Source organism: Rhodococcus sp. UFZ-B548 (assembly GCF_903819475.1).
Lineage (GTDB): Bacteria > Actinomycetota > Actinomycetes > Mycobacteriales > Mycobacteriaceae > Rhodococcus_F > Rhodococcus_F erythropolis.
The window spans coordinates 161588-185337 of record NZ_CAIJDS010000002.1 but is presented as its reverse complement, the minus strand read 5'-3'; the positions used below and the strand labels follow the sequence as shown (position 1 = coordinate 185337).

The 23750-nt window shown below is 62.6% G+C and carries 20 protein-coding genes and 2 tRNA genes; 14 read left to right on the top strand and 8 right to left on the bottom strand.

What is annotated here, in order from left to right; translation table 11 throughout:
- Position 1: 1 nt before the first annotated feature.
- Together H7C86_RS03650 and H7C86_RS03645 are read right to left on the bottom strand one after the other, a co-directional pair.
- Entirely contained in the window at positions 2-1048 is a 1047-nt protein-coding gene (locus H7C86_RS03650) for an NAD(P)-dependent alcohol dehydrogenase (RefSeq protein WP_019747921.1), read from the bottom strand.
- Positions 1049-1188: 140 nt separating this feature from the next.
- The gene (locus H7C86_RS03645; protein ID WP_020907254.1) at positions 1189-2319 is read right to left on the bottom strand and encodes a sorbosone dehydrogenase family protein; all 1131 of its coding nucleotides are present in this window, start codon (positions 2317-2319) and stop codon (positions 1189-1191) included.
- 90 nt (positions 2320-2409) lie between these two features.
- On the opposite strand from H7C86_RS03645, the gene H7C86_RS03640 reads away from it, so the two are divergent.
- Positions 2410-3237, top strand: coding sequence for a DoxX family protein (locus tag H7C86_RS03640; RefSeq protein WP_019747923.1), 828 nt, complete (start codon positions 2410-2412; stop codon positions 3235-3237).
- 68 nt (positions 3238-3305) lie between these two features.
- Here H7C86_RS03640 and H7C86_RS03635 read toward each other — a convergent pair whose 3' ends face one another.
- The 3 genes from H7C86_RS03635 to H7C86_RS03625 form a co-directional block, all read right to left on the bottom strand.
- Positions 3306-4841, bottom strand: coding sequence for an amino acid permease (locus H7C86_RS03635; RefSeq protein ID WP_019747924.1), 1536 nt, complete (start codon positions 4839-4841; stop codon positions 3306-3308).
- 805 nt (positions 4842-5646) lie between these two features.
- Complete coding sequence (gene ilvD / locus H7C86_RS03630; RefSeq protein WP_019747927.1) at positions 5647-7488, bottom strand: dihydroxy-acid dehydratase; 1842 nt, start codon at positions 7486-7488, stop codon at positions 5647-5649.
- 72 nt (positions 7489-7560) lie between these two features.
- Positions 7561-8082, bottom strand: a complete 522-nt coding sequence (locus tag H7C86_RS03625) for a PH domain-containing protein (protein ID WP_021333074.1) — start codon at positions 8080-8082, stop codon at positions 7561-7563.
- A gap of 266 nt (positions 8083-8348) precedes the next feature.
- On the opposite strand from H7C86_RS03625, the gene H7C86_RS03620 reads away from it, so the two are divergent.
- From H7C86_RS03620 to H7C86_RS03575, 10 genes are all read left to right on the top strand, one after another.
- The gene (locus H7C86_RS03620; protein WP_019747929.1) at positions 8349-10289 is read left to right on the top strand and encodes an acetolactate synthase large subunit; all 1941 of its coding nucleotides are present in this window, start codon (positions 8349-8351) and stop codon (positions 10287-10289) included.
- Positions 10286-10789, top strand: coding sequence for an acetolactate synthase small subunit (ilvN, locus tag H7C86_RS03615; protein ID WP_003944718.1), 504 nt, complete (start codon positions 10286-10288; stop codon positions 10787-10789). The genes H7C86_RS03620 and ilvN overlap by 4 nt, the downstream gene beginning before the upstream one ends.
- A gap of 53 nt (positions 10790-10842) precedes the next feature.
- On the top strand, positions 10843-11844 hold the full coding sequence (ilvC, locus tag H7C86_RS03610; RefSeq protein WP_029255107.1) for a ketol-acid reductoisomerase: 1002 nt from the start codon (positions 10843-10845) through the stop codon (positions 11842-11844).
- Positions 11845-12094: 250 nt separating this feature from the next.
- Positions 12095-13687: a phosphoglycerate dehydrogenase gene (serA, locus tag H7C86_RS03605; RefSeq protein WP_003944758.1), complete on the top strand. Its 1593-nt coding sequence runs from the start codon at positions 12095-12097 to the stop codon at positions 13685-13687.
- A 74-nt stretch (positions 13688-13761) separates the two neighbouring features.
- Entirely contained in the window at positions 13762-14775 is a 1014-nt protein-coding gene (locus H7C86_RS03600) for a 3-isopropylmalate dehydrogenase (protein WP_020907259.1), read from the top strand.
- A gap of 84 nt (positions 14776-14859) precedes the next feature.
- Complete coding sequence (locus tag H7C86_RS03595) at positions 14860-15633, top strand: fumarylacetoacetate hydrolase family protein (RefSeq protein ID WP_182261106.1); 774 nt, start codon at positions 14860-14862, stop codon at positions 15631-15633.
- A 389-nt stretch (positions 15634-16022) separates the two neighbouring features.
- On the top strand, positions 16023-17183 hold the full coding sequence (locus tag H7C86_RS03590) for an alkane 1-monooxygenase (RefSeq protein WP_020969312.1): 1161 nt from the start codon (positions 16023-16025) through the stop codon (positions 17181-17183).
- A 73-nt stretch (positions 17184-17256) separates the two neighbouring features.
- Positions 17257-18732 (top strand): glutamate--tRNA ligase, encoded by a 1476-nt coding sequence (gene gltX, locus H7C86_RS03585; RefSeq protein WP_172933482.1) that lies wholly within the window; start codon positions 17257-17259, stop codon positions 18730-18732.
- Positions 18733-18888: 156 nt separating this feature from the next.
- Positions 18889-18960: transfer RNA gene (locus H7C86_RS03580), tRNA-Gln, on the top strand.
- Between the two features lie 95 nt (positions 18961-19055).
- Positions 19056-19128, top strand: a tRNA-Glu gene (locus H7C86_RS03575).
- 139 nt (positions 19129-19267) lie between these two features.
- On the opposite strand, the gene H7C86_RS03570 is transcribed toward H7C86_RS03575, so the two are convergent.
- The 3 genes from H7C86_RS03570 to H7C86_RS03560 all read right to left on the bottom strand — a co-directional run bounded on the left by H7C86_RS03570 (position 19268) and on the right by H7C86_RS03560 (position 20809).
- Positions 19268-19465 (bottom strand): DUF5302 domain-containing protein, encoded by a 198-nt coding sequence (locus tag H7C86_RS03570; protein ID WP_007729345.1) that lies wholly within the window; start codon positions 19463-19465, stop codon positions 19268-19270.
- A gap of 89 nt (positions 19466-19554) precedes the next feature.
- Entirely contained in the window at positions 19555-20052 is a 498-nt protein-coding gene (locus H7C86_RS03565; protein ID WP_021333071.1) for a pyridoxamine 5'-phosphate oxidase family protein, read from the bottom strand.
- Between the two features lie 55 nt (positions 20053-20107).
- The gene (locus H7C86_RS03560) at positions 20108-20809 is read right to left on the bottom strand and encodes an IclR family transcriptional regulator (protein WP_007729342.1); all 702 of its coding nucleotides are present in this window, start codon (positions 20807-20809) and stop codon (positions 20108-20110) included.
- A gap of 178 nt (positions 20810-20987) precedes the next feature.
- Here H7C86_RS03560 and leuC point away from each other — a divergent pair, with 178 nt between their 5' ends.
- From leuC to H7C86_RS03545, 3 genes are all read left to right on the top strand, one after another.
- A complete protein-coding gene (leuC, locus tag H7C86_RS03555; RefSeq protein ID WP_019747936.1) occupies positions 20988-22409 on the top strand; it encodes a 3-isopropylmalate dehydratase large subunit in 1422 nt (473 codons plus the stop codon).
- 28 nt (positions 22410-22437) lie between these two features.
- Positions 22438-23046, top strand: a complete 609-nt coding sequence (gene leuD, locus H7C86_RS03550; RefSeq protein WP_019747937.1) for a 3-isopropylmalate dehydratase small subunit — start codon at positions 22438-22440, stop codon at positions 23044-23046.
- Positions 23047-23203: 157 nt separating this feature from the next.
- The coding region (locus H7C86_RS03545) for an HU family DNA-binding protein (protein WP_182261105.1) at positions 23204-23750 on the top strand (547 nt) is incomplete at its 3' end.

Below are 23750 nucleotides of genomic sequence, written 5' to 3'. Positions count from 1 at the left end.
TCTACAGACCAGGGACCACAACCGCACGGCCGCTGAGCGTTCCGGCAGCCAGTCGTCGATACGCTTCAGCACCGTTGTCGAGACTGAAGGTCTCCACCGCGATGTCGAAGATGCCGGCGTGGGCGAGGTCGATCAATTCGATCAACTCGTTGCGGGCACCCCAATACGGAACTGTCACCGAAGCCTCGTAAGGACTTTGGAAGAACCCGACTTTGGCGTGGGCCTGGCCGTCCCCGATCCCGACGATCGTGACGTCTGATCCGACGCCGGCGACAGCCATCGCGGTGTCGATGGTGGGCTGGTAGCCGACGAAGTCGAGAACCAATGCGGCGCCTTGACTTCCAGTGATCTTGCGGACGTTCTCGGCCGCGTCCTTGTCGGACAGAACCACTTCGTGAGCGCCTACCTTGGTTGCCAGTTCGAGCTTGTCCGCGCTCACGTCCAAAGCGATGACCGTTGCCGCCGAGAGGTGACGGAGGAGCTGAATAGCGACGTGGCCGAGACCGCCGGTACCAATGACAACCGCGAACGAGCCTCCGCGAAGTTTCGGCAGAGAACGCTTGATCGCGTGATACGGCGTCAGACCGGCGTCGGTCAGCGGCACCGTCTTGACCGGGTCGAGGTCACCGATCGGGACAAGGTGGCGAGGAGAATCGACGATCATGAACTCGGCCAACGCGCCGGGTGCACCGAGACCGGGAGGATTGATTCCGAGTTCTTGGGCGCGAGAGCAATAGTTCTCGAGTCCTTGTGAGCAGTGCCAACAGTTGCCGCAACCCCAAGGCCCGTAGACGACGACATTGGTTCCGATGTCGAGACCTTCGACACCCTCGCCGACGGCGGCGACCTTGCCTGCGCCTTCGTGGCCGAGCGTGAGCGGAAGGCCGTAGGTGTACTGCTCTTCGGGCAGGCTCATGATGAAGTCGTCCGAGTGGCAGACGCCGGCAGCGGTGACTTCCAGGAGCACTTCACCTGGACCGGGTTCGGGTTTGGGAATCTCCGTGAGTTCGGGTTCCGCGCCGATTCTCGTGTACTGGATTGCCTTCATACCGACTCCTTTGTCGTGGTTGGCCAACCGCTCCTGGCACATGCGGGGTGTTTAGCCCCGCTAACAAAAGAGTACGCATCTGTGCATGTTCGGTCACGGGATCCGTGACCGAACAGACATGGCGCTTCGGCGATCGCGGCTCAGTCGATCCCGCCGCTGCCACTCGGCATCGGGATCTTGACCACCTTGTCGTCGTTCGGCCCCGGCTCGCCCGCGGTCTTGTTGATCGTGCTCGCCCACATCAAACCGTCGGATCCGAGCGCCAAACCGCCCAGTTGGCCGTACGTGTCTTTCGCCACTGCCGACGGCGCGGTGGTGATCGCTCCCGTTCCGGGGTCAGCGGCCAATGCGGAGATCGCTTTGCCGGCCCCCAACGCGACAGCTACCACTCCCTGCGCCGCAATGCACCCCCCGACGCCGGGCCGGTCGGGCCAGGTCCAAGCGGGCGACGTCACTGTGCCGTCGGAGCCGACGCGTTGGAGGCGATCTTCGAGAGTGGTTCGGTCGGTGACCCATGTCGCGATGCCGGGATCGACACACACGCCGCCGCCGTTACCGATTCCGGACAGAACAACTTCCGGGCGAGGCGGCGAAGCGTTTGGCGTCAACGATCGGACTCGCAACAGTTTCCCCGCCAACGAGCCGGGATCCTGAGCAACCGCAGGGTTGCCGGTATCGCCTGTCAGGACCATGAGCTGGTCCGGGGCCGCGAACTCGAGTGATCCGCCGTTGCCGCTTGCACCGCGCGGGATTCCGCCGAGGACCTCCTTGGCGGTGTCACCGGGAGCAATGCGGACCACCCGGTTGTCGGTTCCGGTGGTGACGTAGGCATAGATCAGGTTGTCTTCGACAAATGTGGGGGAGAGGGCGATGTCGAGCAGTCCGCCGTCGCCGCTGCCGTCGACGTCGATTTTGGCAACCTCGACCGGTGTCGTGTTGGGGGCTACCTGCATGATTCGGCCGGTTCGCCGTTCGGCCACCAGTCCGGAGTTTCCGTCCGGGAGTGTGACGAGGCCGCCGGTGGTGTCGAGACAGGTTGCGATCACGGCGGTGTCGGCGTCCTGACACGGCCCGAGGGGGCCGGTCCGCGGCGCCGGCGGCGTGGTCGACGGCGGTGGGTTCTCCGGCTGCACTTCGGCGCTTGCCTGGTTGGTCGGTTCGGGTGTGAACGGCGAGGCAGTCGATTCGTCGAAGTCCGCGCAACCTGCGAGCAACGATGTCCCGAGCACCAGAGCCAGTGCGCCCAGCGCTGCATGCCTACCCGTAGTCATGCCCAAGACGTTACGTAACCCACGGCAGATGCCGCCACGCCGGACCAAGGTTCCCCGTCGAGTTCGTGAATCGGTCATAGGCTCACCTACGTGACTGACGAGCGAAAAGATCCCAGCGAGTTGTCGGATGCGGACAAGCCGACGGGCAACGTGTCCAGTCCGTATGACTCGCCCACCGAACAATTTCCGACGGTGAGCGCCAAGAATCCGTTGCCGCGGACCGACGACGATCTCGATTTCGGTTCCACGAACGCCAACTCGCTGACCGAACAGATACCGACATACCGAGCGCCGGGCGCGGATCAGCCGACAGTGGCTCTCGAGCGAGAGACGGCGTACGACGCTCCGATCACCGCCGTCCCCACCGCCGAAGCCGTGGCAGGGACCACCGAGACTCCGCGGGGCCGAGGCACTCTCGACCTCGGTTTGCTTGCACTGCGTTTGGCCGTCGGCGGAACGGCACTGGTGCACGGTCTGCAGAAGTTGACCGGTATCTGGAACGGGCCGGGTCTGGGCGGTTTCGAGACGATGCTGGCGGATGCCGGGTTCCAGCAGGCGAAGTGGATGGCGATCCTCGGCGCCGTCGGTGAGGTCGCAGGTGGCGCCCTCCTGATCCTGGGGTTGCTGACTCCCGTTGCGGCAGCATCGGTTCTGGCCGTGATGATCAATGCGTGGGCGCTGCGTCAGGCGAGCGCACCTGGACTGGAGTACTTCGCCCCGGCCGGTACCGAGTACGAGATGCTGCTCGGAATCTGTGCGGGCGTCATCATTTTGACGGGTCCTGGCCGTATTTCGCTCGACGGTCGTCGTGGCTGGGCAACCCGCCCGTTCGTCGGATCGCTCGTGGTCTTGATCCTCGGCATCGCTGCCGGCGTCTGCACTTGGATCTTCCTGAACGGTGCCAATCCGCTTATCTGAAACTCGCGCCGTCGAACAAACGAACCGCCGCTCTCCGAATCGGAGAGCGGCGGTTCGTCTGTGAAGGATCAGTCCTTGACGAGTACCGGGTCGGCGTTCGCGGACGGGATGGCTGTTCCGTCCTTGAGCTTGCGCCCGAGGACCGACTTGCGGTGACCGTAGGCGAAGTACACGAGCACACCGATGGCCATCCAGACGAGGAACCGGATCCAGGTCTCGACCGAGAGGTTGAGCATCAGCCAACCGCAGGCGAGCACGGCGACGATCGGCACGAAGGGCACCAGTGGGACGCGGAATCCGCGCGGCAGGTCGGGACGGGTGCGGCGTAGGACGATGACACCGACACAAACCAGGACGAATGCGAACAGCGTTCCGATGTTGACCATCTCTTCGAGCGTGCCCATCGGGAAGAAGGCTGCCAGGACGGCGACGATGCCACCGACGATCAACGTGATGCGCATCGGGATGCCCTTGGCGTTGGTCTTGGCCAGGCTGCGCGGCATGAGGCCGTCACGGGACATTGCGAAGAGGACGCGGGTCTGGCCGAGCATCATGACCATGACAACTGTCGTGAGGCCGGCCAGGCCACCGAAGTTGATGGCGGTTTGTGCCCAACCGATTCCGTTGGCCTCGAATGCGGTTGCGAGGGTGGCGCTGGAATCGCCGACCAGAGGACTGCCGTCCTTGAGTTCGGTGTACTTGACCATGCCGGTCAGGACGAGTGTGACGGCAACGTAGAGAACGGTGACGATGGCGAGCGAGCCGAAGATTCCGCGTGGCAACGACTTCTGCGGGTTCTTGGTTTCCTCGGCCGTGGTGGCGACGACATCGAAGCCGATGAAGGCAAAGAACACGAGGCTGGCTGCGGCGAGCAATCCGTAGGCGCCGTAGCTACTTCCGCCTGCACCGGTCAGCCAGGAGAACAAGGTCTGATGGATTCCGCTCGCAGAGCTCTCGGATCCTTCGGACGGCGGGATGAAGGGAGAGTAGTTCTCCTTCTTGATGTAGAACGCGCCCACGACGATGACGAGCAGGACTACTGCGATCTTGATCGCGGTAATGATCGCGGAGACTCGCGAGGAAACCTTGGTGCCGATCGCGAGAATCAGGGTGATCGCGCCGATGATGAGCAGTGCGCCCCAGTCGAAGCTGATCGACCCGATGTGGGCGGTGGTGCTGCCGCTCGCCCCGATGACGTTGCCGAGGTACAGCGACCAACCCTTGCCGACGACGGCGGAGGCGAGAGCAAACTCGAGGATGAGGTCCCAGCCGATGATCCAGGCTGCGAACTCACCGAACGTCGCGTAGGAGAACGTGTATGCGCTGCCTGCGACTGGAACGGTGGAGGCGAACTCCGCGTAACACAGCGCGGCAAGGCCACAGGCGATCGCAGCGAGAACGAATGCCAGTGAAATCGAGGGTCCTGCGACATTGCCTGCGGTTCGAGCAGTCAGCGTGAAGATGCCTGCGCCGATGACGACGGCGACTCCGAATACCGTGAGGTCCTTCGCGGTCAGTTCCTTCTTGAGCTTTGTCTCAGGCTCGTCGGTGTCCGCGATCGATTGCTCGACGGATTTGGTGCGCCATATGCCGACTCCGGGCATGTATTGCTCCTTGGTTGTTTCCCGTCGACCTTGTGGGTGGCGGGCGGTGGCTGACTGTCGTCGTTGTGATGTGCGTCTCAGCGACCTGATGAGGGAACCACTGGTGAGCGCCGTGTGCAAGTCAGCTCGCTCGAACTGACCGAAATGATCACCTGACTGAAAGTCATCCCCCCTCATGTATCTGAATTGATCAGCTGGTGTCTGGAACCCTACGTCCAAGTGAATTCGCTCACGAGCCGGACGCGCGATTCAGTCTGAAATGTCTGATAGCTCATATCGTTCCGTTCGTGCTCCGCGTGTCGGCCGACTATTCGGTACCTGTCGGTCGGTCTTGTGGTCGATGAGTCTCACCGTTGCGGTACGTCCGTACCAGAATTATGTATATGTGTATCCGCGCAAGACGGCTGACAGGCCACTGAACCGACTACGACGCAGTGGCGTTCGGTGGTGGTACTCCGACGTCTCTCGACGCTTCCGAACTCGACCGGATGTGCGATGTCGCGGAATTCCGTATGGGCGCTGACCTTTCATCCGTTCTCGTGTGAAAGAAGTCCCTGGACGCTGCGCCGGCTCAGGTCGCCATGCGCATGTCCTACGTGTCGGCGTGGTTGTCGAAGGTGCTGCCGACGATGCGTACCAAACCGACGGGATGATCGGATTGGGTTGTGGTGCATGCTCGTACAACACCGGATGAAGATTTTCCGGAGGAACTGGCGTGGATCTGATCCCGATTCATCTCGCACACTGACAGAAAAGATCCCCGGCCGAAAGCGGCCGGGGATCTTTTGTCCGTTCGTGGCAGAACTTACGGAACGTAGCGAACCGCGCCCTTGTCGGCGGACGTTGCCAGAGCGGCGTAGGCGCGCAGGGCTGTCGTCACGGTGCGCTGACGATCGACCGGCTGCCACGGGCGCTCGGAGGCCTCCATCTTCGCGCGTCGCTCGGCGAGGACGTCGTCGTCGACCAGGATCTCGAGCGTGCGCGAGGCGACGTCGATGCGGACCTGATCGCCGTTCTGGACGAGTCCGATGACTCCGCCTGCGGCAGCCTCGGGGGAGATGTGACCGATGGACAGTCCGGAGGTTCCGCCCGAGAAACGACCGTCGGTGATCAGTGCGCATTCCTTGCCGAGGCCTGCGCCCTTGAGGAAGGCAGTGGGGTGCAGCATTTCCTGCATACCGGGGCCACCCTTGGGGCCTTCGTAACGCACGACGAGAACGTCGCCGGCCTTGATCTTCTTCTGCAAGATGACCGAGACGGCTTCTTCCTGAGATTCGACGACCAGCGCCGGGCCCTGGAAGGAGAACAGTTCCTCGTCGATGCCGGCAGTCTTGAGGATTGCGCCGTCGAGTGCGATGTTGCCGCGCAGGACAACCAAGCCGCCTTCGACGGTGTAGGCGTTCTCGACGTCGCGGATGCAGCCGCCGGCCGCATCGGTGTCGAGAGCAGACCAACGGTTGTCCGTGGAGAACGGTTCGATGGTGCGCACGCCGCCGGGAGCCGCGTGGAAAAGCTCGATTGCCTCGTCGGTTGCCTTGCCGGAGCGGATGTCCCAGTCGTCGAGCCACTGGTCGAAGCTCTTGGTGTGCACAGTGGACACGTCGGTTTCGAGGAGTCCGCCGCGGCGAAGCTCACCGAGCAGCGCGGGGATTCCGCCGGCGCGGTGGACGTCCTCCATGTGGTAGTCCGAGTTGGGGGAGACCTTGGACAGGCACGGCACCTTGCGGCTGATCGCGTCGATGGTGTCGAGGTCGAAGTCGACCTCGCCTTCCTGCGCCGCAGCCAGCGTGTGCAGGACGGTGTTGGTGGAACCGCCCATGGCGACGTCGAGAGCCATTGCGTTGCGGAACGCTGCCGGGGTCGCGATGTTGCGCGGCAGCACCGACTCGTCGCCGTCGCGGTAGTACTTGAGGGCAGCCTCGACCACGGTGGTGCCCGCACGAGAGAAGAGTGCGTGACGAGCCTTGTGAGTTGCCAGCGTGGAGCCGTTGCCCGGCAATGCGAGGCCGAGGGCTTCGGTCAGGCAGTTCATGGAGTTGGCGGTGAACATGCCTGAGCACGAGCCGCATGTCGGGCACGCGCTGCGCTCGACCTCGTCGAGGCCTTCGTCGGACACGGCATCGTTGGCAGAGGCCGAGATCGCCGTGATGAGATCGGTGGGGGCTTGGGCCACGCCGCCGACGACCACTGCCTTGCCTGCTTCCATCGGACCGCCGGAGACGAACACGGTCGGGATGTTCAGACGCATCGCGGCGTTGAGCATGCCGGGAGTGATCTTGTCGCAGTTGGAGATACACACCAGTGCGTCGGCCGTGTGGGCGTTTGCCATGTACTCGACCGAATCGGCGATGATCTCGCGGCTCGGGAGCGAGTAGAGCATGCCGCCGTGGCCCATTGCGATGCCGTCGTCGACTGCGATGGTGTGGAACTCGCGAGCGACGCCGCCGGCCGCACTGATGGCCTCGGCAACGATCTCGCCCACGTTCTTGAGATGCACGTGGCCGGGTACGAACTGGGTGTACGAGTTCGCTACGGCGACGATCGGCTTTCCGAAGTCGGAATCCGTCATTCCTGTGGCGCGCCACAGGGATCGGGCTCCGGCAGCATTACGTCCGATGGTGGTGGTGCGTGACCTCAACGGGGGCATGGGCGTGTTCCTTATGTGATCGTTGCTGGTCCACTCAAATAGAAGCGAGGGCCTTTCAACGCTACTCGCGTGCTACGGGCGCTTCTCTTCGGGCTGGTCCTGTGAGTTCTCGGCGACCTCGGATTCTGCTTCTGCTTCTGCAGCTGCTTCTTCCTCTTCGGCTTCCTTGGCGGCGAAGGCTTCTGCCGCCGATGCATAGGGATCAGTGATGCGGCCGCCGCTGGCGATCGCGATCTCGGGAAGCCTGACGAAGCTGACCGCAGGCAGAGTCACCTCGGTTCCGTCGGTGAGTTCCGCGCGCGCCCAGCTGCGCTTCGGGAAGCGGAAACCCTTGACGTCGTCCCAGGCGAGGGTGCGCTTGGAGAACGTCGAGCGGACCTCGAGGCCGTCAGGGCTGACGGTGGTGCGCAGTCGCGCGACGAGATAGACGGCGATGATCGGAAGGATCAGCAACCAGCTGAAGGCGACGGGCCACCCGAAGATCGGGAAGCTGACCGCGAACAGGAGGAACGCGCACGCCATGTAAGCGAGCTGCGAAATGCGGATGACGTGCCGAAGTGGTTTCGGCGTGTGGGATGATTGAGCCGGTGGCACGGGCTGCTGCGAAGTTGACACCTCTACATCTTCGCATTGCAGCCGATGTATCTCAGATTCTGGGACGGTCGACTCACCAAGTTTGCCGTTCGCGACTAGCGCCTCTACTGTCGAGTGCGTGAAACAGAATGAGTTGCTCGTAATCGGCCGGCGCGTCGTCGCCTGAGTCGATTTTTCAACTCACCAGATAACGACGCGCCACCCTCGCTCAGCAGATGCTGACGGGGGTTTTTTGTTGCCCGGAGCCAGAATCAGAGGATTTCCCAGTGAGCGCACCAACAGCACGGCCTCAACCCACGCCGCGCAAGTCAGGGACACCGAGCCCGACAACCGCGGCTGCCGCAACCCAGACGGCCAACCGTCGCCAGCTCCCGCCTGAGCGGGTAACCGGCGCGCAGTCTGTGGTTCGAGCCCTCGAAGAGCTCGAGGTCGACACGGTATTCGGCATTCCCGGCGGTGCCGTGCTCCCGGTTTACGACCCACTCTTCGATTCGGTCAAGGTCCGCCACGTGCTCGTGCGCCACGAGCAGGGTGCAGGCCACGCTGCCACCGGTTACGCCCAGGCGACCGGCAAGGTCGGCGTCTGCATGGCTACCTCGGGTCCCGGTGCGACCAACCTGGTCACGCCACTGGCCGACGCGCAGATGGACTCCGTTCCGATCGTCGCGATCACCGGACAGGTGGCGCGCTCGCTGATCGGTACCGACGGCTTCCAGGAAGCCGACATCTCCGGCATCACGATGCCGGTCACCAAGCACAACTTCCTGATCACCGACGCGATCGACATCCCGCGCATCATGGCCGAGGCCTTCTACCTCGCGGCCAGCGGTCGCCCCGGCGCCGTCCTGGTCGATATCCCCAAGGACATCCTGCAGTCGCAGACCACGTTCTCGTGGCCGCCGGAGATGCGTCTGCCGGGCTACCGCCCGGTCACCAAGCCGCACGGCAAGCAGGTTCGTGAAGCTGCACGTCTGATCGCCGACGCCAAGTCGCCGGTTCTGTACGTCGGTGGCGGCGTCATCAAGTCGGACTCCTCGCCGGAGCTGCTCGAATTGGCAGAGCTGACCGGTATCCCCGTTGTCACCACGCTGATGGCCCGCGGCGCGTTCCCGGACAGCCACGACCTCAACTGCGGTATGCCGGGAATGCACGGCACCGTTGCCGCAGTCGCCGCTCTGCAGCGCAGCGATCTTCTGATCACCCTCGGCGCGCGTTTCGACGACCGCGTCACCGGTCAGCTGAATTCCTTCGCGCCCGACGCCAAGGTCATCCACGCCGACATCGATCCGGCCGAGATCGGCAAGAACCGCTACGCCGACGTCCCGATCGTGGGCGACTGCAAAGAGGTCATCACCGAACTCATCGAGGCTATCCGTGCCGACATGGCCACGGGCACCACGTTCGAACTCTCGGAATGGTGGGCGTACCTGAACGACATCCGTCGTACCTACCCGCTGAGCTACGACCGTCCCACCGACGGTCAGCTGAGCCCGGAGTACGTCATCCAGACCGTCGGCAAGCTCGCCGGACCGGATGCCATCTACTGCGCCGGCGTCGGCCAGCACCAGATGTGGGCCGCGCAGTTCGTCGGTTACGAGAAGCCGCGCACGTGGCTCAACTCGGGCGGACTGGGCACCATGGGGTACGCGGTTCCCGCAGCCATGGGCGCCAAGATGGGCATGCCCGACACCGAGGTGTGGGCGATCGACGGCGACGGCTGCTTCCAGATGACCAATCAGGAACTCGCAACCTGCGCACTCGAAGGTATCCCGATCAAGGTTGCCCTCATAAACAACGGCAACCTCGGCATGGTGCGTCAGTGGCAGACACTCTTCTACGAAGAGCGCTACTCCAACACCAACCTCGGAACGCACGGTGCCATCCGCATCCCGGACTTCGTCAAGCTCGCAGAAGCATTGGGCTGCCACGGAATTCGTGTCGAGCGCGAAGAAGATGTCGAAGCTGCGATCCGTGAGGCGCAGTCCATCAACGACAAGCCTGTCGTGATCGACTTCATCGTCACCGCCGACGCACAGGTGTGGCCGATGGTCGCTGCCGGAACGAGCAACGACGAAATCATGGCGGCCCGGGGCATCCGGCCGCTGTTCGACGACGACGAGGCAGTTGCCGAGCCCGCCGTCATCCACGAAGCCATGTCACGCGAGCAAGCCGGACCCGCCGCGGGCACAGGGGAGGATCAGAAGTGAGCACCAGTCACACCCTCAGTGTTCTCGTCGAGGACAAGCCAGGCGTGCTGGCCCGCGTCTCCGCACTTTTCTCCCGCCGCGGATTCAACATCGAATCCCTTGCGGTGGGCGGAACCGAGATCCCCGAGATCTCACGTATGACCATCGTCGTCACGGTCGACGAGTTCCCTCTCGAGCAGGTGACGAAGCAGCTCAACAAGCTGATCAACGTCATCAAGATCGTCGAGCAGGACGGTGAAGCATCCGTCGCTCGCGAGCTCGTGCTCATCAAGGTGCGCGCAGATGCAAGCGTGCGCACGCAGGTCATCGAAACGGTGAACCTGTTCCGCGCCAAGGTGATCGACGTCTCCCCGGAGTCCGTCACCATCGAGGCGACCGGTACTCGGTCCAAGCTGGATGCACTGCTGCGGATGCTTGATCCGTACGGTATCCGGGAGATCGTTCAGTCCGGGGTCGTGGCAGTCGGTCGAGGGCCGAAGTCGATCACGGCCACCCGCTAGTACTTTTAGACACGTAAAAATCCAAGGAGAGGTTGAGAACTGTGGCAGTCGAGATGTTCTACGACGACGATGCCGATCTGTCGATCATTCAGGGCCGCAAGGTTGCTGTGATCGGCTACGGAAGCCAGGGCCACGCCCATTCGCTGAGCCTGCGTGACTCGGGCGTCGATGTGCGCATCGGCCTCAAGGAGGGCTCCAAGTCCCGCGAAAAGGCGCAGGAGCAGGGCCTGACAGTCGGTACGCCGGCCGAGGTTTCCGAGTGGGCCGACGTCATCATGGTGCTCGCACCTGACACCGCTCAGGCCAGCATTTTCAAGGGCGACATCGAGCCGAACCTCAAGGACGGCGACGCGCTGTTCTTCGGTCACGGCCTGAACATTCACTTCGACCTGATCAAGGCTCCGGAGTTCGTCACCGTCGGCATGGTTGCCCCCAAGGGACCGGGCCACCTGGTGCGTCGTCAGTTCGTCGACGGCAAGGGCGTTCCCGCGCTCATCGCCATCGACCAGGATCCCAAGGGTGAAGGCCAGGCTCTCGCTCTGTCCTACGCCAAGGGCATCGGCGGAACCCGCGCAGGCGTCATCAAGACCACGTTCAAGGAAGAGACCGAGACGGACCTCTTCGGCGAGCAGGCTGTGCTCTGCGGCGGCACCGAGGAACTGGTCAAGACCGGTTTCGAGGTCATGGTCGAGGCCGGCTACGCACCCGAGATGGCGTACTTCGAGGTTCTGCACGAGCTCAAACTCATCGTCGACCTCATGTACGAGGGTGGCATCGCCCGCATGAACTACTCGGTGTCCGACACCGCTGAGTTCGGTGGATACCTCTCCGGCCCGCGCGTCATCGACGCCGACACCAAGGAGCGCATGAAGGCGATCCTGGCCGACATCCAGTCCGGCGAGTTCACCCGTCGTCTGGTTGCCAACGTCGAGAACGGCAACACCGAGCTCGAAGGCCTGCGCAAGGCCAACGCCGAGCACCCCATCGAGGTCACCGGCAAGAAGCTGCGCGACCTGATGAGCTGGGTCGATCGTCCGATCACCGAAACCGCGTAATTCGCAGTTTCACGCTCCACGTCTCCACTGGCCTGATGTCGCGCCGGTTCAATTACGTTGAACCAGCGCGGCATTGGGCCGGAGTCGTTTTCCGGGCCGGCTGAGTCCGGATTCATATTCCATCGAGAATTCGCCCGCGAAAGTGTCCACTATGTGGTATCGCCTACCGCGTTGTGGATTCGAAGTGAGCGCGCACTAAACTATCGGTGGTTAAACCACCTTCACACCCACCTAATCAGGGAGTTTGCACGTGAGCCAGCCTGGCCGTCCCGTTGTTCTGATCGCCGACAAGCTCGCGCCGTCCACAGTCGAGGCGCTCGGTGACGGTGTGGAGGTGCGTTGGGTCGACGGACCCGACCGCCCGGCGCTGCTCGCCGCGGTACCCGAGGCCGACGCGATTCTCGTCCGTTCCGCCACCACCGTCGACGCCGAGGTTCTGGCCGCAGGCACCAAGCTGAAGATCATCGGCCGCGCCGGTGTCGGCCTGGACAACGTCGAGATCCCCGCAGCCACCGAGCGCGGCGTGATGGTCGTCAATGCACCGACCTCCAACATCCACTCGGCAGCCGAGCACGCAGTTGCTCTGCTCATGTCGACCGCTCGCCAGATTCCCGCAGCAGACAAGACCCTGCGTGAGAACACCTGGAAGCGAAGCAAGTTCAACGGCGTCGAGATCCTCGGCAAGACCGTCGGCGTTGTCGGACTCGGCCGCATCGGCCAGCTGTTCGCGCAGCGTCTCGCCGCGTTCGAAACCACCATCATCGCGTACGACCCCTACTTGCCCGCAGCTCGTGCAGCGCAGCTCGGCATCGAACTGGTCACCATCGACGAGCTCGTCGAGCGCGCCGACTTCATCTCCGTGCACCTGCCCAAGACCAAGGAAACGGCCGGCCTGATCAACGCCGAGCGTCTCGCCAAGGCCAAGGACGGCGTCATCATCGTCAACGCCGCCCGCGGTGGTCTGATCGACGAAGACGCGCTCTACGACGCACTGGTCTCCGGCAAGGTCCGCGGCGCCGGTCTCGACGTGTTCAGCACCGAGCCGTGCACCGATTCCAAGCTCTTCGAGCTCGACAACGTCGTCGTCACCCCGCACCTCGGAGCATCGACGTCCGAGGCTCAGGACCGCGCAGGCATCGACGTGGCGAAGAGTGTTCTCCTCGCTCTGGCGGGCGAATTCGTTCCCGAGGCTGTCAACGTCTCCGGCGGCCCCGTCGGAGAAGAAGTTGCTCCGTGGCTCGAGCTGGTCCGCAAGCTCGGTCTCCTCGCTGCGACGTTGTCGCCCGAAGCTGTGCAGACCGTGCAGGTTGTCGCCACCGGCGAGCTGTCTGCCGAAACCGTCGACATCCTCGGCCTGGCCGCACTGCGCGGCGTGTTCTCCGCCAGCAGCGACGAGGCCGTCACGTTCGTCAACGCTCCGGCACTGGCCGAGCAGCGCGGCGTGACCGTATCGGTCGAGAAGCACTCCGAGGCTCTTGCTCACCGCAGCGCGGTCGAGGTTCGCGCAGTTGCCGCGGACGGCACGGTCACGTCGGTCACGGGTGCACTCACCGGTCTGCAGCAGGTCGAGAAGATCGTCAACATCAACGGACGCAGCTTCGACCTGCGCGCCGAGGGTCACAACATCGTCGTTCACTACAGCGATCGCCCGGGCGTTCTCGGTGTCCTCGGCACCGTTCTCGGTAACGCGGGCGTGGACATCCTCGCCGCAGCACTGAGCCAGGATGCCGAAGGCGAAGGCGCAACGGTCATCTTGCGCGTCGATCGCGTCGTCGGAGACGCCGAGGTCGAGGCAATCGTCTCGCAGCTCGACGCTCGCGTCGCCCAGGTCGACCTTTCCTGATTGTTTTTGCTGTGCGCCTTTATTAACCTCCCGCGGTTAATAAAGGCGCACAGTTCTACTGAGATGAGGACTCCATGAAGCTTGCGGTCATTCCGGGCGACGGAATCGGTGTCGAGGTCACAGCCGAAGCACTCAAGGTGCTCGGCAAGTTGGTTCCGGATCTGGAAACCACCGAATACGATCTCGGTGCCCGTCGCTACAACGCCACCGGCGAGTTGCTCCCGGCGGACGAGCTGGACCAGATCCGTCAGCACGACGCAATCCTGTTGGGCGCCATCGGTGATCCGCGGATCGTCGCACCCGGCATCCTCGAGCGTGGTCTGCTGCTGAACATGCGTTTCCAGCTCGATCATCACGTGAATCTTCGCCCCGCACAGCTGTACCCGGGTGCGCTGTCGCCGTTGGCGGCCCAGCCGGAGATCGACTTCGTCGTGGTTCGTGAAGGCACCGAGGGCCCGTACACCGGTAACGGTGGCGCCATTCGCGTCGGCACCGATCACGAGATCGCGACCGAGGTGTCGATCAACACCTGGTTCGGCGCCGAGCGTGTTGTTCGTTATGCATTCGCGTTGGCGCAGACACGTTCCAAGCACCTCACCTTGATTCACAAGACCAACGTGCTCTCCAACGCGGGAGCAATCTGGACGCGTGCGATCGAGACCGTCGGGGCCGAGTACCCGGACGTCGAGACCGCGTACTGTCACATCGACGCTGCCACCATCTACATGGTGACCGACCCGTCGCGGTTCGACGTCATAGTGACGGACAACCTCTTCGGTGACATCATCACCGACCTGGCCGGTGCGGTGACCGGTGGAATCGGTTTGGCCGCAAGCGGAAACATCGATGCGTCCGGTACCAACCCGTCGATGTTCGAGCCCGTGCACGGCAGTGCTCCGGACATCGCCGGCAAGGGAATCGCAGATCCCACCGCCGCGATCCTCTCGGCCGCACTGCTTCTTCGCCATCTCGGACGCGAGGACGACGCCGCTCGCGTCGAGGCTGTGGTCGCTGCCGACCTGGCAACGCGCGGCGAAGGCCCCATCTCCACGACCGAGATCGGCGACCGGATCACCGCAGCGCTGTAAGGATTTCTTTCACGAGACTGACGCGCGTAAGCCTTACGGCTTGCGCGCGTCAGTCGTTTCCGGCACCCCGATAGACTGGCCAGTATGCGTCTTGGTCGAATTGCCAGTCCCGATGGTGTTGCGTTCGTCAGTATCGAAGGTGAAGAGGATGCTCTCGTCGCCAAGGAAATTGCGGAGCACCCGTTCGGGAACCCCACCTTTACCGGCCGAAGTTGGCCGCTCGCCGATGTTCGTCTGCTGGCTCCGATTCTCGCCAGCAAGGTGATCTGTATCGGCAAGAATTATGCAGATCACATCGCGGAGATGGGCGGAGAAGCTCCCGCGGATCCCGTGATCTTCCTCAAGCCCAATACGTCCATCGTCGGCCCGGGCGCCCCGATCGTCTTGCCTCCGACGTCCAACGAGGTGCATTTCGAGGGTGAACTCGCGGTGGTCATCGGTCAGCCTTGCAAAGACGTACCCGCGGCGAAGGCGTTGAGCGTGGTCCTGGGCTACACGATCGCCAACGACGTATCGGCGCGAGATCATCAGCGTCACGACGGGCAATGGACGCGCGCGAAGGGCCACGACACCTTCTGCCCGCTCGGTCCGTGGATCGAAACCAGCCTCGATGCGTCCGACGTCGACATCAAGACCGAGGTGAACGGTCAGGTCAAGCAGGACAGCAGCACCGCCTTCCTGCTTCACGACATTTCGAAGATCATCGAGTGGATCTCGGCGGTGATGACCCTCCTGCCCGGCGACGTCATCCTCACCGGAACCCCCGCCGGAGTCGGCCCGATCGTCGACGGAGATTCCGTGTCGGTCACGGTGTCGGGGATCGGCACGCTCACGAACCCGGTGACCGCAAAGAATTGATCTGACCCGGTTCGTTCCGTCATGTCACTACGAAGGCCCCATTCCCACCGGATGGGGCCTTCGTCGTGGTGTGAGTCGAGAGGTGTCTGTCAAAGAAAAGTTGCAAGATGGTAACTAACGCTGGATGGCCGATTGGGATTGCCTTCCGGTTCGAGGTAATCGGGCCCTGGGACTGACCTGCGGGTTTCATGAGCCAGGCGAAGCTTCGTTCCTGATCCTCCTGGCGTTATGTCTGATTTAGCCAGGTTGAGAGAGTTCGCCTCGCGGTTTGCTGCCGCGGCTCACAACAGACCAAATTCCCTGAAATGTAACGCTGAGCAGTAGGGTGACCGATAACTGAAGAGAAGCCGATGGGCAATCGAGTGGATTGCGCAGAAACGTGGTGATACATGACGACCTTCGCGGAAGGCTCCCGGACAGCGGCAGGGCAAGCGCAGAACGGTCAGCGGCCGGTGTGGCGAGACAAGAAGCGCTACCTGTGGCCACTGGGTTTGCTGGTGCCCCTCAGTCCGTTCGCTGCGTGGTTCCTGGTCGACAAATTCAGTCTCGGGCTCTTCTGGGCCATCGGGGCCTGGCTCATCGTGATCGTCATTCCCCTGATCGATCTATTGGCGGGCGAGGACGGTAACAGCCCACCGGACGAAGCGATCCCTGAATTGCAAGAGGATCGTTTCTACCGCTGGTGCACGTATCTGTTCCTGCCCCTCCAATACGTCGGTCTCGTGTTCGTCGCCTGGTGCTGGGTGAATGCGCCGATGGCGGCGGGGGAGAAGTTCGCGCTCGCGATGACTGCCGGCGTGGTTGCCGGTGTGGGGATCAACGCGGCGCATGAATTAGGGCACAAGAGCGAGAAGCTCGAGAAGTGGCTCGCGAAAGTAGCGCTGGCGCAGTCCTTCTACGGCCATTTCTACGTCGAGCACAACCATGGTCACCACGTCCGTGTCGCGACGCCGGAGGATCCGGCCAGTTCGCGATACAAGGAAAACTTCTGGTTCTTCTTGCCGCGCAGTGTCATCGGCGGCCTGCGCTCGGGATGGCGGATCGAAAGCGCTCGCCTGCAGCGTCAAGGCAGACGGACGTGGAGCTATCGGAACAACATCCTGAACGCGTGGGCGATGAGTGTTGTCCTGTTCGGCAGCCTGATCGCGGTGTTCGGGTGGGAAATCGCACCGTGGCTGGCCGTTCAGGCGATTGCCGGATTCACGTTCCTCGAGACCGCCAACTATCTCGAGCACTACGGCTTGCTACGTGCGAAGCGGCCTGACGGCTCGTACGTTCGCTGCTCGCCCGAGGACAGCTGGAACAGCGACCACGTCGTCAGCAATCTGTTCCTCTATCAACTTCAGCGTCACAGTGACCATCACGCGAATCCGCGTCTGCGGTACCAGAGCCTGCGCAGTGCGGCCGAAGCGCCGCAACTTCCAGCGGGTTACGCGGTCATGATCGTGTGCGCGTGGGTGCCGCCGCTGTGGCGAAAGGTCATGGACAAGCGACTACTCGCCTACTACGACGGTGACATGACACGTATCAACGTCTTGCCGGGTAAGTGATCGGCGGGGTGGAGGAAGCGCTGCGGGACTAACCTGTAGTACGACCATCCATCATCGCCGAGCCAAGTGAGCCATGACCAACAGCGAAGTACGCGTCCGTTTCTGTCCGTCACCCACCGGAACCCCGCACGTAGGTTTGGTGCGCACCGCCTTGTTCAACTGGGCATTCGCACGACACCACGGCGGCACGTTCGTGTTCCGTATCGAAGACACCGATGCGCAGCGCGACAGTGAAGAGTCCTACCAGGCCATCCTCGACGCCCTCCGCTGGTTGGGGCTCAATTGGGACGAGGGCCCGGAGGTCGGTGGGCCGCACGCACCGTATCGCCAGTCCGAGCGTCGCGACCTGCATCTCGACGTCGTTGCCAAGTTGCTGGCCGCGGGCGAGGCCTACGAGTCCTACTCGACCAATGAAGAGGTCGAAGCGCGACACAAGGCGGCCGGACGCGACCCGAAGCTCGGATACGACAACTTCGATCGCGACCTCAGCGACGAGCAGCGCGCTGCCTACGTCGCCGAGGGTCGCAAGCCGGTCGTCCGCCTCCGGATGCCCGATCACGACCTGACGTGGAACGACCTGGTTCGCGGCGAGACCACGTTCAAGGCAGGCACCGTTCCGGACTTCGCGTTGACTCGCGGGAACGGTATTCCGCTGTACACGCTGGTCAACCCCGTCGACGACGCGTTGATGAAGATCACTCACGTACTGCGCGGTGAGGACCTGCTTTCCTCGACCCCGCGTCAGCTCGCGTTGTACGAGGCTTTGATCCGCATCGGTGTCGCCGATTTCACACCGTCGTTCGGGCACCTGCCTTTCGTGATGGGTCAGGGCAACAAGAAGCTTTCCAAGCGCGATCCCGAGTCCAACCTCTTCATTCACCGCGATCGGGGCTTCATTCCCGAGGGACTGCTGAACTACTTGGCTCTGCTCGGGTGGAGCATTGCCGACGATCACGATGTCTTCTCACTCGAAGAGATGGTTGCGGCCTTCGACGTTTCGAAGGTCAACTCCAACCCTGCCCGCTTCGACCAGAAAAAGGCCGACGCGATCAATGCCGAGCACATTCGCTTGCTCCAGCCGGCCGACTTCGCGGCCCGCCTGAAGTCGTTCCTGGTGGAGCACGGCCACATCAGCGCCGACGTCGATGAAGCCACGTTCACTGTTGCGGCGGACCTCGTGCAGACTCGCATCGTCGTCCTGTCCGACGCGTGGGATCTGCTGAAGTTCCTGTTCGTCGACGAGGCGTCGTTTGCTCTCGATCCGGCCGCGGCGGCAAAGAACCTGAAGGAAGACGCTGGTCCGGTTCTGGACGCGTCTCTTGCGGCACTCGAGGCAACCTCGGAGTGGACTGCGGCCAGTATCGAGGAAGCACTCAAGAAGGCCCTCATCGAGGATCTGGAGCTCAAACCGCGTAAGGCCTTCGCTCCGGTTCGGGTCGCGATCACCGGCTCTCACATCAGCCCTCCGCTGTACGAGTCGATGGAATTGCTCGGTCGTGAGGTCTCGATTGCTCGGTTGCGCGCCGGTAGGGCAGCGGTAACCGCCTAGATCGGACGGTCTTCCGGCCGAAAATGAAGCAAAAACCTTCCGTGACCATACGATTTGGTATTTGGGGCAGGGGTACTGGTAATCTTCTTTTCGGCCGGAGACGAGCCGCCGAGCACAACAGCGAAGCGGATCGGGCAAGGCTGGTGAGCAAGACCTTGGGGTATGGTGTAATTGGCAACACAGCGGTTTCTGGTACCGCCATTCTAGGTTCGAGTCCTGGTACCCCAGCGGAAATACGGTCGATTTTGTGGCCGGACTCAGACAAGCTAAGCTTGCTGAGCATCCAAGAGCAAGACTGAATACCACGTTTAAAAGCGTGTCCTGGCCCCGTCGTCTAGCGGCCTAGGACGCCGCCCTCTCAAGGCGGTAGCGCGGGTTCGAATCCCGTCGGGGCTACAAAGGAAAGGCCCTCCGATCATTGATCGGAGGGTCTTTTCGTATGTGCCGGAAATGTCTCCGGCGATGCGAAAAACGATCACCCCCAGTCGAATTCGACTGGGGGTGATCGTCATCTCACTCTGTTGTCCGCGATCGGCTATCCGCTCTTGCGGCGGAACTCTCGCTTGTGATCGGCCGGGCCATGCGTGTTGTGGACCTTGGACTGTCCGTCGCGATGGTCGGTCGATTTGGCGTTCTGATGATTCTTCCGTTCGAGGGCTTCACGGAACTTTCGTTTGGTTTCCTCCGATTGGGATTCGGGTTCCGACGGGGTGTTGCTGTCGAGATCGCTCATATGCTCACTCCTTGTTGTTGGGCCTGTTGGTGAAACTACGCCGGCCCGAATTCGAAAGCTCGTGAATTTCGCTTCACGAATCTCGGGGTCTACGGCGATGGTGCAGTAGAACCGGAAAGAGGCATCGCCGGCATCCCGAGCTTGCGGTGATCCCACGAACGAGTTCGATCGGGAACGAACCGTACCGCGACGCGCTTGTGGAGCATCGCGTCGACGGCCGGGCGGAGATCTTCCGTGTACGGGCCCGTGTATCGCTCCCAGACACTGATTCCCACGGCAAAGAGAGCTTCCGGATCCTCGACGATCACTCCGGTGCCCTCCATCGAGACTCCTCGCAGCGTGTCGTACGTCAGACCGTCTTCGATCAGGACGGACATACGGGTGTCCCGGCGAAGATTGACCGCCTTCTGCGACTTGGCTTTGGTTTCGAACCAGATTTCGCCGTCGACTATCGCGAACCACATCGCGATCAGGTGAGGCATTCCGTCGGCGCTCAACGTCGCCATCGTTGCCGTACGGCTCTTTTCGACGAAGCTCGAAATTTCGGCCTCGGTCATCGTGATCTGACTACGCTGCTTTCCTGCCATGGTCGCGTCGTACTCCTACGTGCTCGAGGATCTGAAGGCCTTACTGTGTCACGAATTACAGACGCTTGTGGAGCGCTTCGGCAGCTGCGAGAAGGTCCGCCGCCCAGCGGGCTCCCGGTCGTCTACCCATCCGATCGATGGGGCCGGAGACCGAAATCGCGGCAATGACAGCGCCTGCCGAGTCTCGGACGGGAGCCGCGACGCTGGCGACACCCGGCTCGCGTTCGGCTGCACTCTGTGCCCAGCCGCGCCGGCGAACCTCGAGGAGCACTCGTTCGCCGAACGACGCATCGGCGAGAACGGTCCGTTGGGTTTGTGGATCTGCCCATGCGAGAAGGACCTTGGCGCCGGAACCGGCATTCATCGGCAGCCTGGCCCCGACGAGAACTGTGTCGCGAAGGCCCGTGGGCGGTTCCATCGACGCGACGCAGATGCGTTGGGTGCCTTCCCGGCGGTACAGCTGGACGCTTTCGCCGGTGATTTCGCGAAGGCGGGGGAGGATGAGTCCGGCCGCAGCAATGAGTGGATCATTAGCGGTGGCAGCGAGTTCGGCGAGTCCGGGCCCTGGGCACCACTGACCATCCGAGTCGCGTGTGAGGAGTCGATGGACTTCGAGACCGACGGCGAGTCTATGGGCGGTCGCGCGCGGCAAACCGGTTCGTGCACAGAGTTCGGTGAGGCTGCACGGTTCCTCAGCTACTGCATGAAGAACGCCCATTGCTTTGTCCAGGACGCCGATGCCGCTATGCTGTCTCATAGGTCGATACCAGTTTCTCGCATAGTGGGATGATAGCGCATTTCCTGGTGGACTAGCGCATTTGCTGAAGGGCTAGTGCATTTCCTAGGGGCAGTCTGCATCTGCTGCGAGGGCTGGGGACCTACTTCACGCGCGGCGGGCCAGCCCGTAGTCCGCCGACGCGAGGCTACGTACAGAGGTGGAAGACATGGCACAGAAAGCACGCACTCTCGCCGAGAAGGTGTGGGACGACCACGTTGTCGTGAAAGGGGAGGGGCAGGATCCCGACCTCATCTACATCGATCTCCACCTCGTTCACGAAGTGACGAGCCCGCAGGCATTCGACGGACTTCGCTTGGCCGGACGCCCGTTGCGCCGTCCCGACCTGACGATCGCCACCGAGGACCACAACGTTCCGACGATCGACATCGACAAGCCGATCGCCGATCCCGTGTCCAAGACTCAGGTCGACACCTTGCGCCGAAATTGCGAGGAGTTCGGAGTTCGCTTGCACCGCATGGGCGATCTCGATCAGGGCATCGTGCATGTGGTCGGACCGCAGCTCGGCCTGACTCAGCCGGGAACCACCGTGGTGTGCGGCGACAGTCATACGTCGACGCACGGCGCATTCGGTGCGCTCGCAATGGGAATCGGCACCAGCGAGGTCGAGCACGTGATGGCGACGCAGACATTGTCGTTGCGCCCCTTCAAGACCATGGCGATCACGGTCGACGGCGAGCTGCCTCCTGGCGTCACGAGCAAGGACTTGATCCTGGCAGTCATCGCCAAGATCGGCACCGGCGGCGGCCAGGGCTACGTCCTGGAGTACCGCGGCGAGGCCATTCGCAAACTGTCGATGGAAGCTCGTATGACCATCTGCAACATGTCGATCGAGGCCGGAGCCCGTGCGGGCATGATCGCACCGGACGAGACCACTTACGAGTTCATCAAGGGCCGTCCGCATGCACCGTCGGGCGCAGAGTGGGACGAAGCCGTCGCCGCGTGGGAGTTGCTCAAGACCGACGAGGGCGCCGAATTCGACAACGAGGTCCACATCGACGCAAGCGCATTGACGCCTTTTGTCACGTGGGGAACCAATCCGGGACAGGGTGCACCGCTCGGTGACCGTGTGCCCGATCCGGAACTGATCGTCGACGAGAGCGAGCGTCAGGCTGCCGAGAAGGCGCTCACCTACATGGGTCTCGACGCCGGCATGGCGCTTCGGGATGTTGCTGTCGACACCGTCTTCGTCGGTTCGTGCACCAACGGACGCATCGAAGATCTGCGCGCGGTGGCCGAGGTGCTCGAGGGTCGCCATGTGGCAGAGGGCGTTCGGATGCTCATCGTTCCCGGCTCGATGCGGGTGCGTGCTCAAGCCGAAAGTGAAGGTCTCGGTGAAATCTTCACGGCGGCAGGGGCCGAATGGCGCCAGGCCGGTTGCTCGATGTGCTTGGGAATGAACCCTGACCAGCTTGCTCCCGGCGAGCGTTCGGCATCGACGTCCAACCGGAATTTCGAAGGCCGACAGGGTAAAGGCGGTCGGACCCATCTGGTTTCCCCGCTCGTCGCGGCTGCCACGGCGGTCCGCGGAACGCTCTCGGCACCGGCCGATCTGGTCTGACCCACTTACCATCTCGAGGAGAATTTCGATGGAATCCTTTACCACGCACAAGGGTATCGGCGTCCCGCTGCGACGCTCGAATGTCGATACCGATCAGATCATCCCTGCCGTGTACCTGAAACGGGTGACGCGCACGGGATTCGAGGACGGGCTGTTTGCAGGCTGGCGCACCGACCCCAACTTCATTCTCAATCTGGCTCCGTACGACAAGGGAAGTGTCCTCGTAGCCGGTCCCGATTTCGGCACGGGCTCTTCGCGTGAGCATGCCGTGTGGGCTCTCTCCGACTTCGGATTTCGGGTCGTCATCGCTTCCCGGTTCGCCGACATCTTCCGTGGGAACGCCGGAAAAGCCGGTCTCGTAGCGGCACAGGTCGAGCAGAGCGACGTCGAATTGCTCTGGAAGTTGCTCGAAGAGCAGCCCGGACTGGAATTGACAGTAGATCTCGAGAATCGGACCGTGAGCGCCGGAACTACGGTGGTGCCGTTCAATATTGACGACTACACACGGTGGCGTCTGCTGGAGGGTCTCGACGACATCGGACTGACATTGCGGCAGGTAGAAGCGATTTCCGAGTTCGAAAAGTCAAGGCCTTCATGGAAACCGACTACCCTTCCAGCCCGAATTTCGCAGGGCTGAACCGAAATCCGCAACTCCGCGCGGGAAGAGAAATAGGTCACCATTTCGCAGTCACGTTGAATGAGAATTGGCGTGGCACATAGACTCTTGCCGTTATCAGGTTTACCGTGGTTCTCAGTCGGTCCGACGGTGGACCACAATTAGCGGAGGAATTTCAATGAACAAGGCAGAGCTCATCGATGTTCTGACTGAAAAGCTGGGTTCGGACAGGCGCACAGCGACCGACGCAGTGGAGCACGTCGTGGACACCATCGTCCGCGCCGTCCACCGTGGCGAGAGCGTGACCATCACCGGCTTCGGAGTCTTCGAGCAGCGTCGTCGTGCAGCACGTGTTGCACGCAACCCGCGTACGGGCGAGACCGTCAAGGTCAAGCCGACGTCGGTTCCGGCTTTCCGTCCGGGTGCGCAGTTCAAGGCTGTTATCGCTGGTGGACAGAAGCTTCCGGCCACCGGCCCGGCAGTCAAGCGTGGCGTAGCAGCACCGGCCACCAAGGCTGCAGCCAAGAAGGCTGCTGCCAAGAAGACCGCAGCCAAGAAGGCTCCGGCAAAGAAGGCTCCGGCCAAGACCGCAGCCAAGAAGACGGTTGCCGCGAAGGCTCCCGCCAAGAAGGCTCCGGCCAAGACCGCAGCCAAGAAGACGGTTGCCACCAAGGCTCCCGCCAAGAAGGCTCCGGCCAAGACCGCAGCCAAGAAGACGGTTGCCA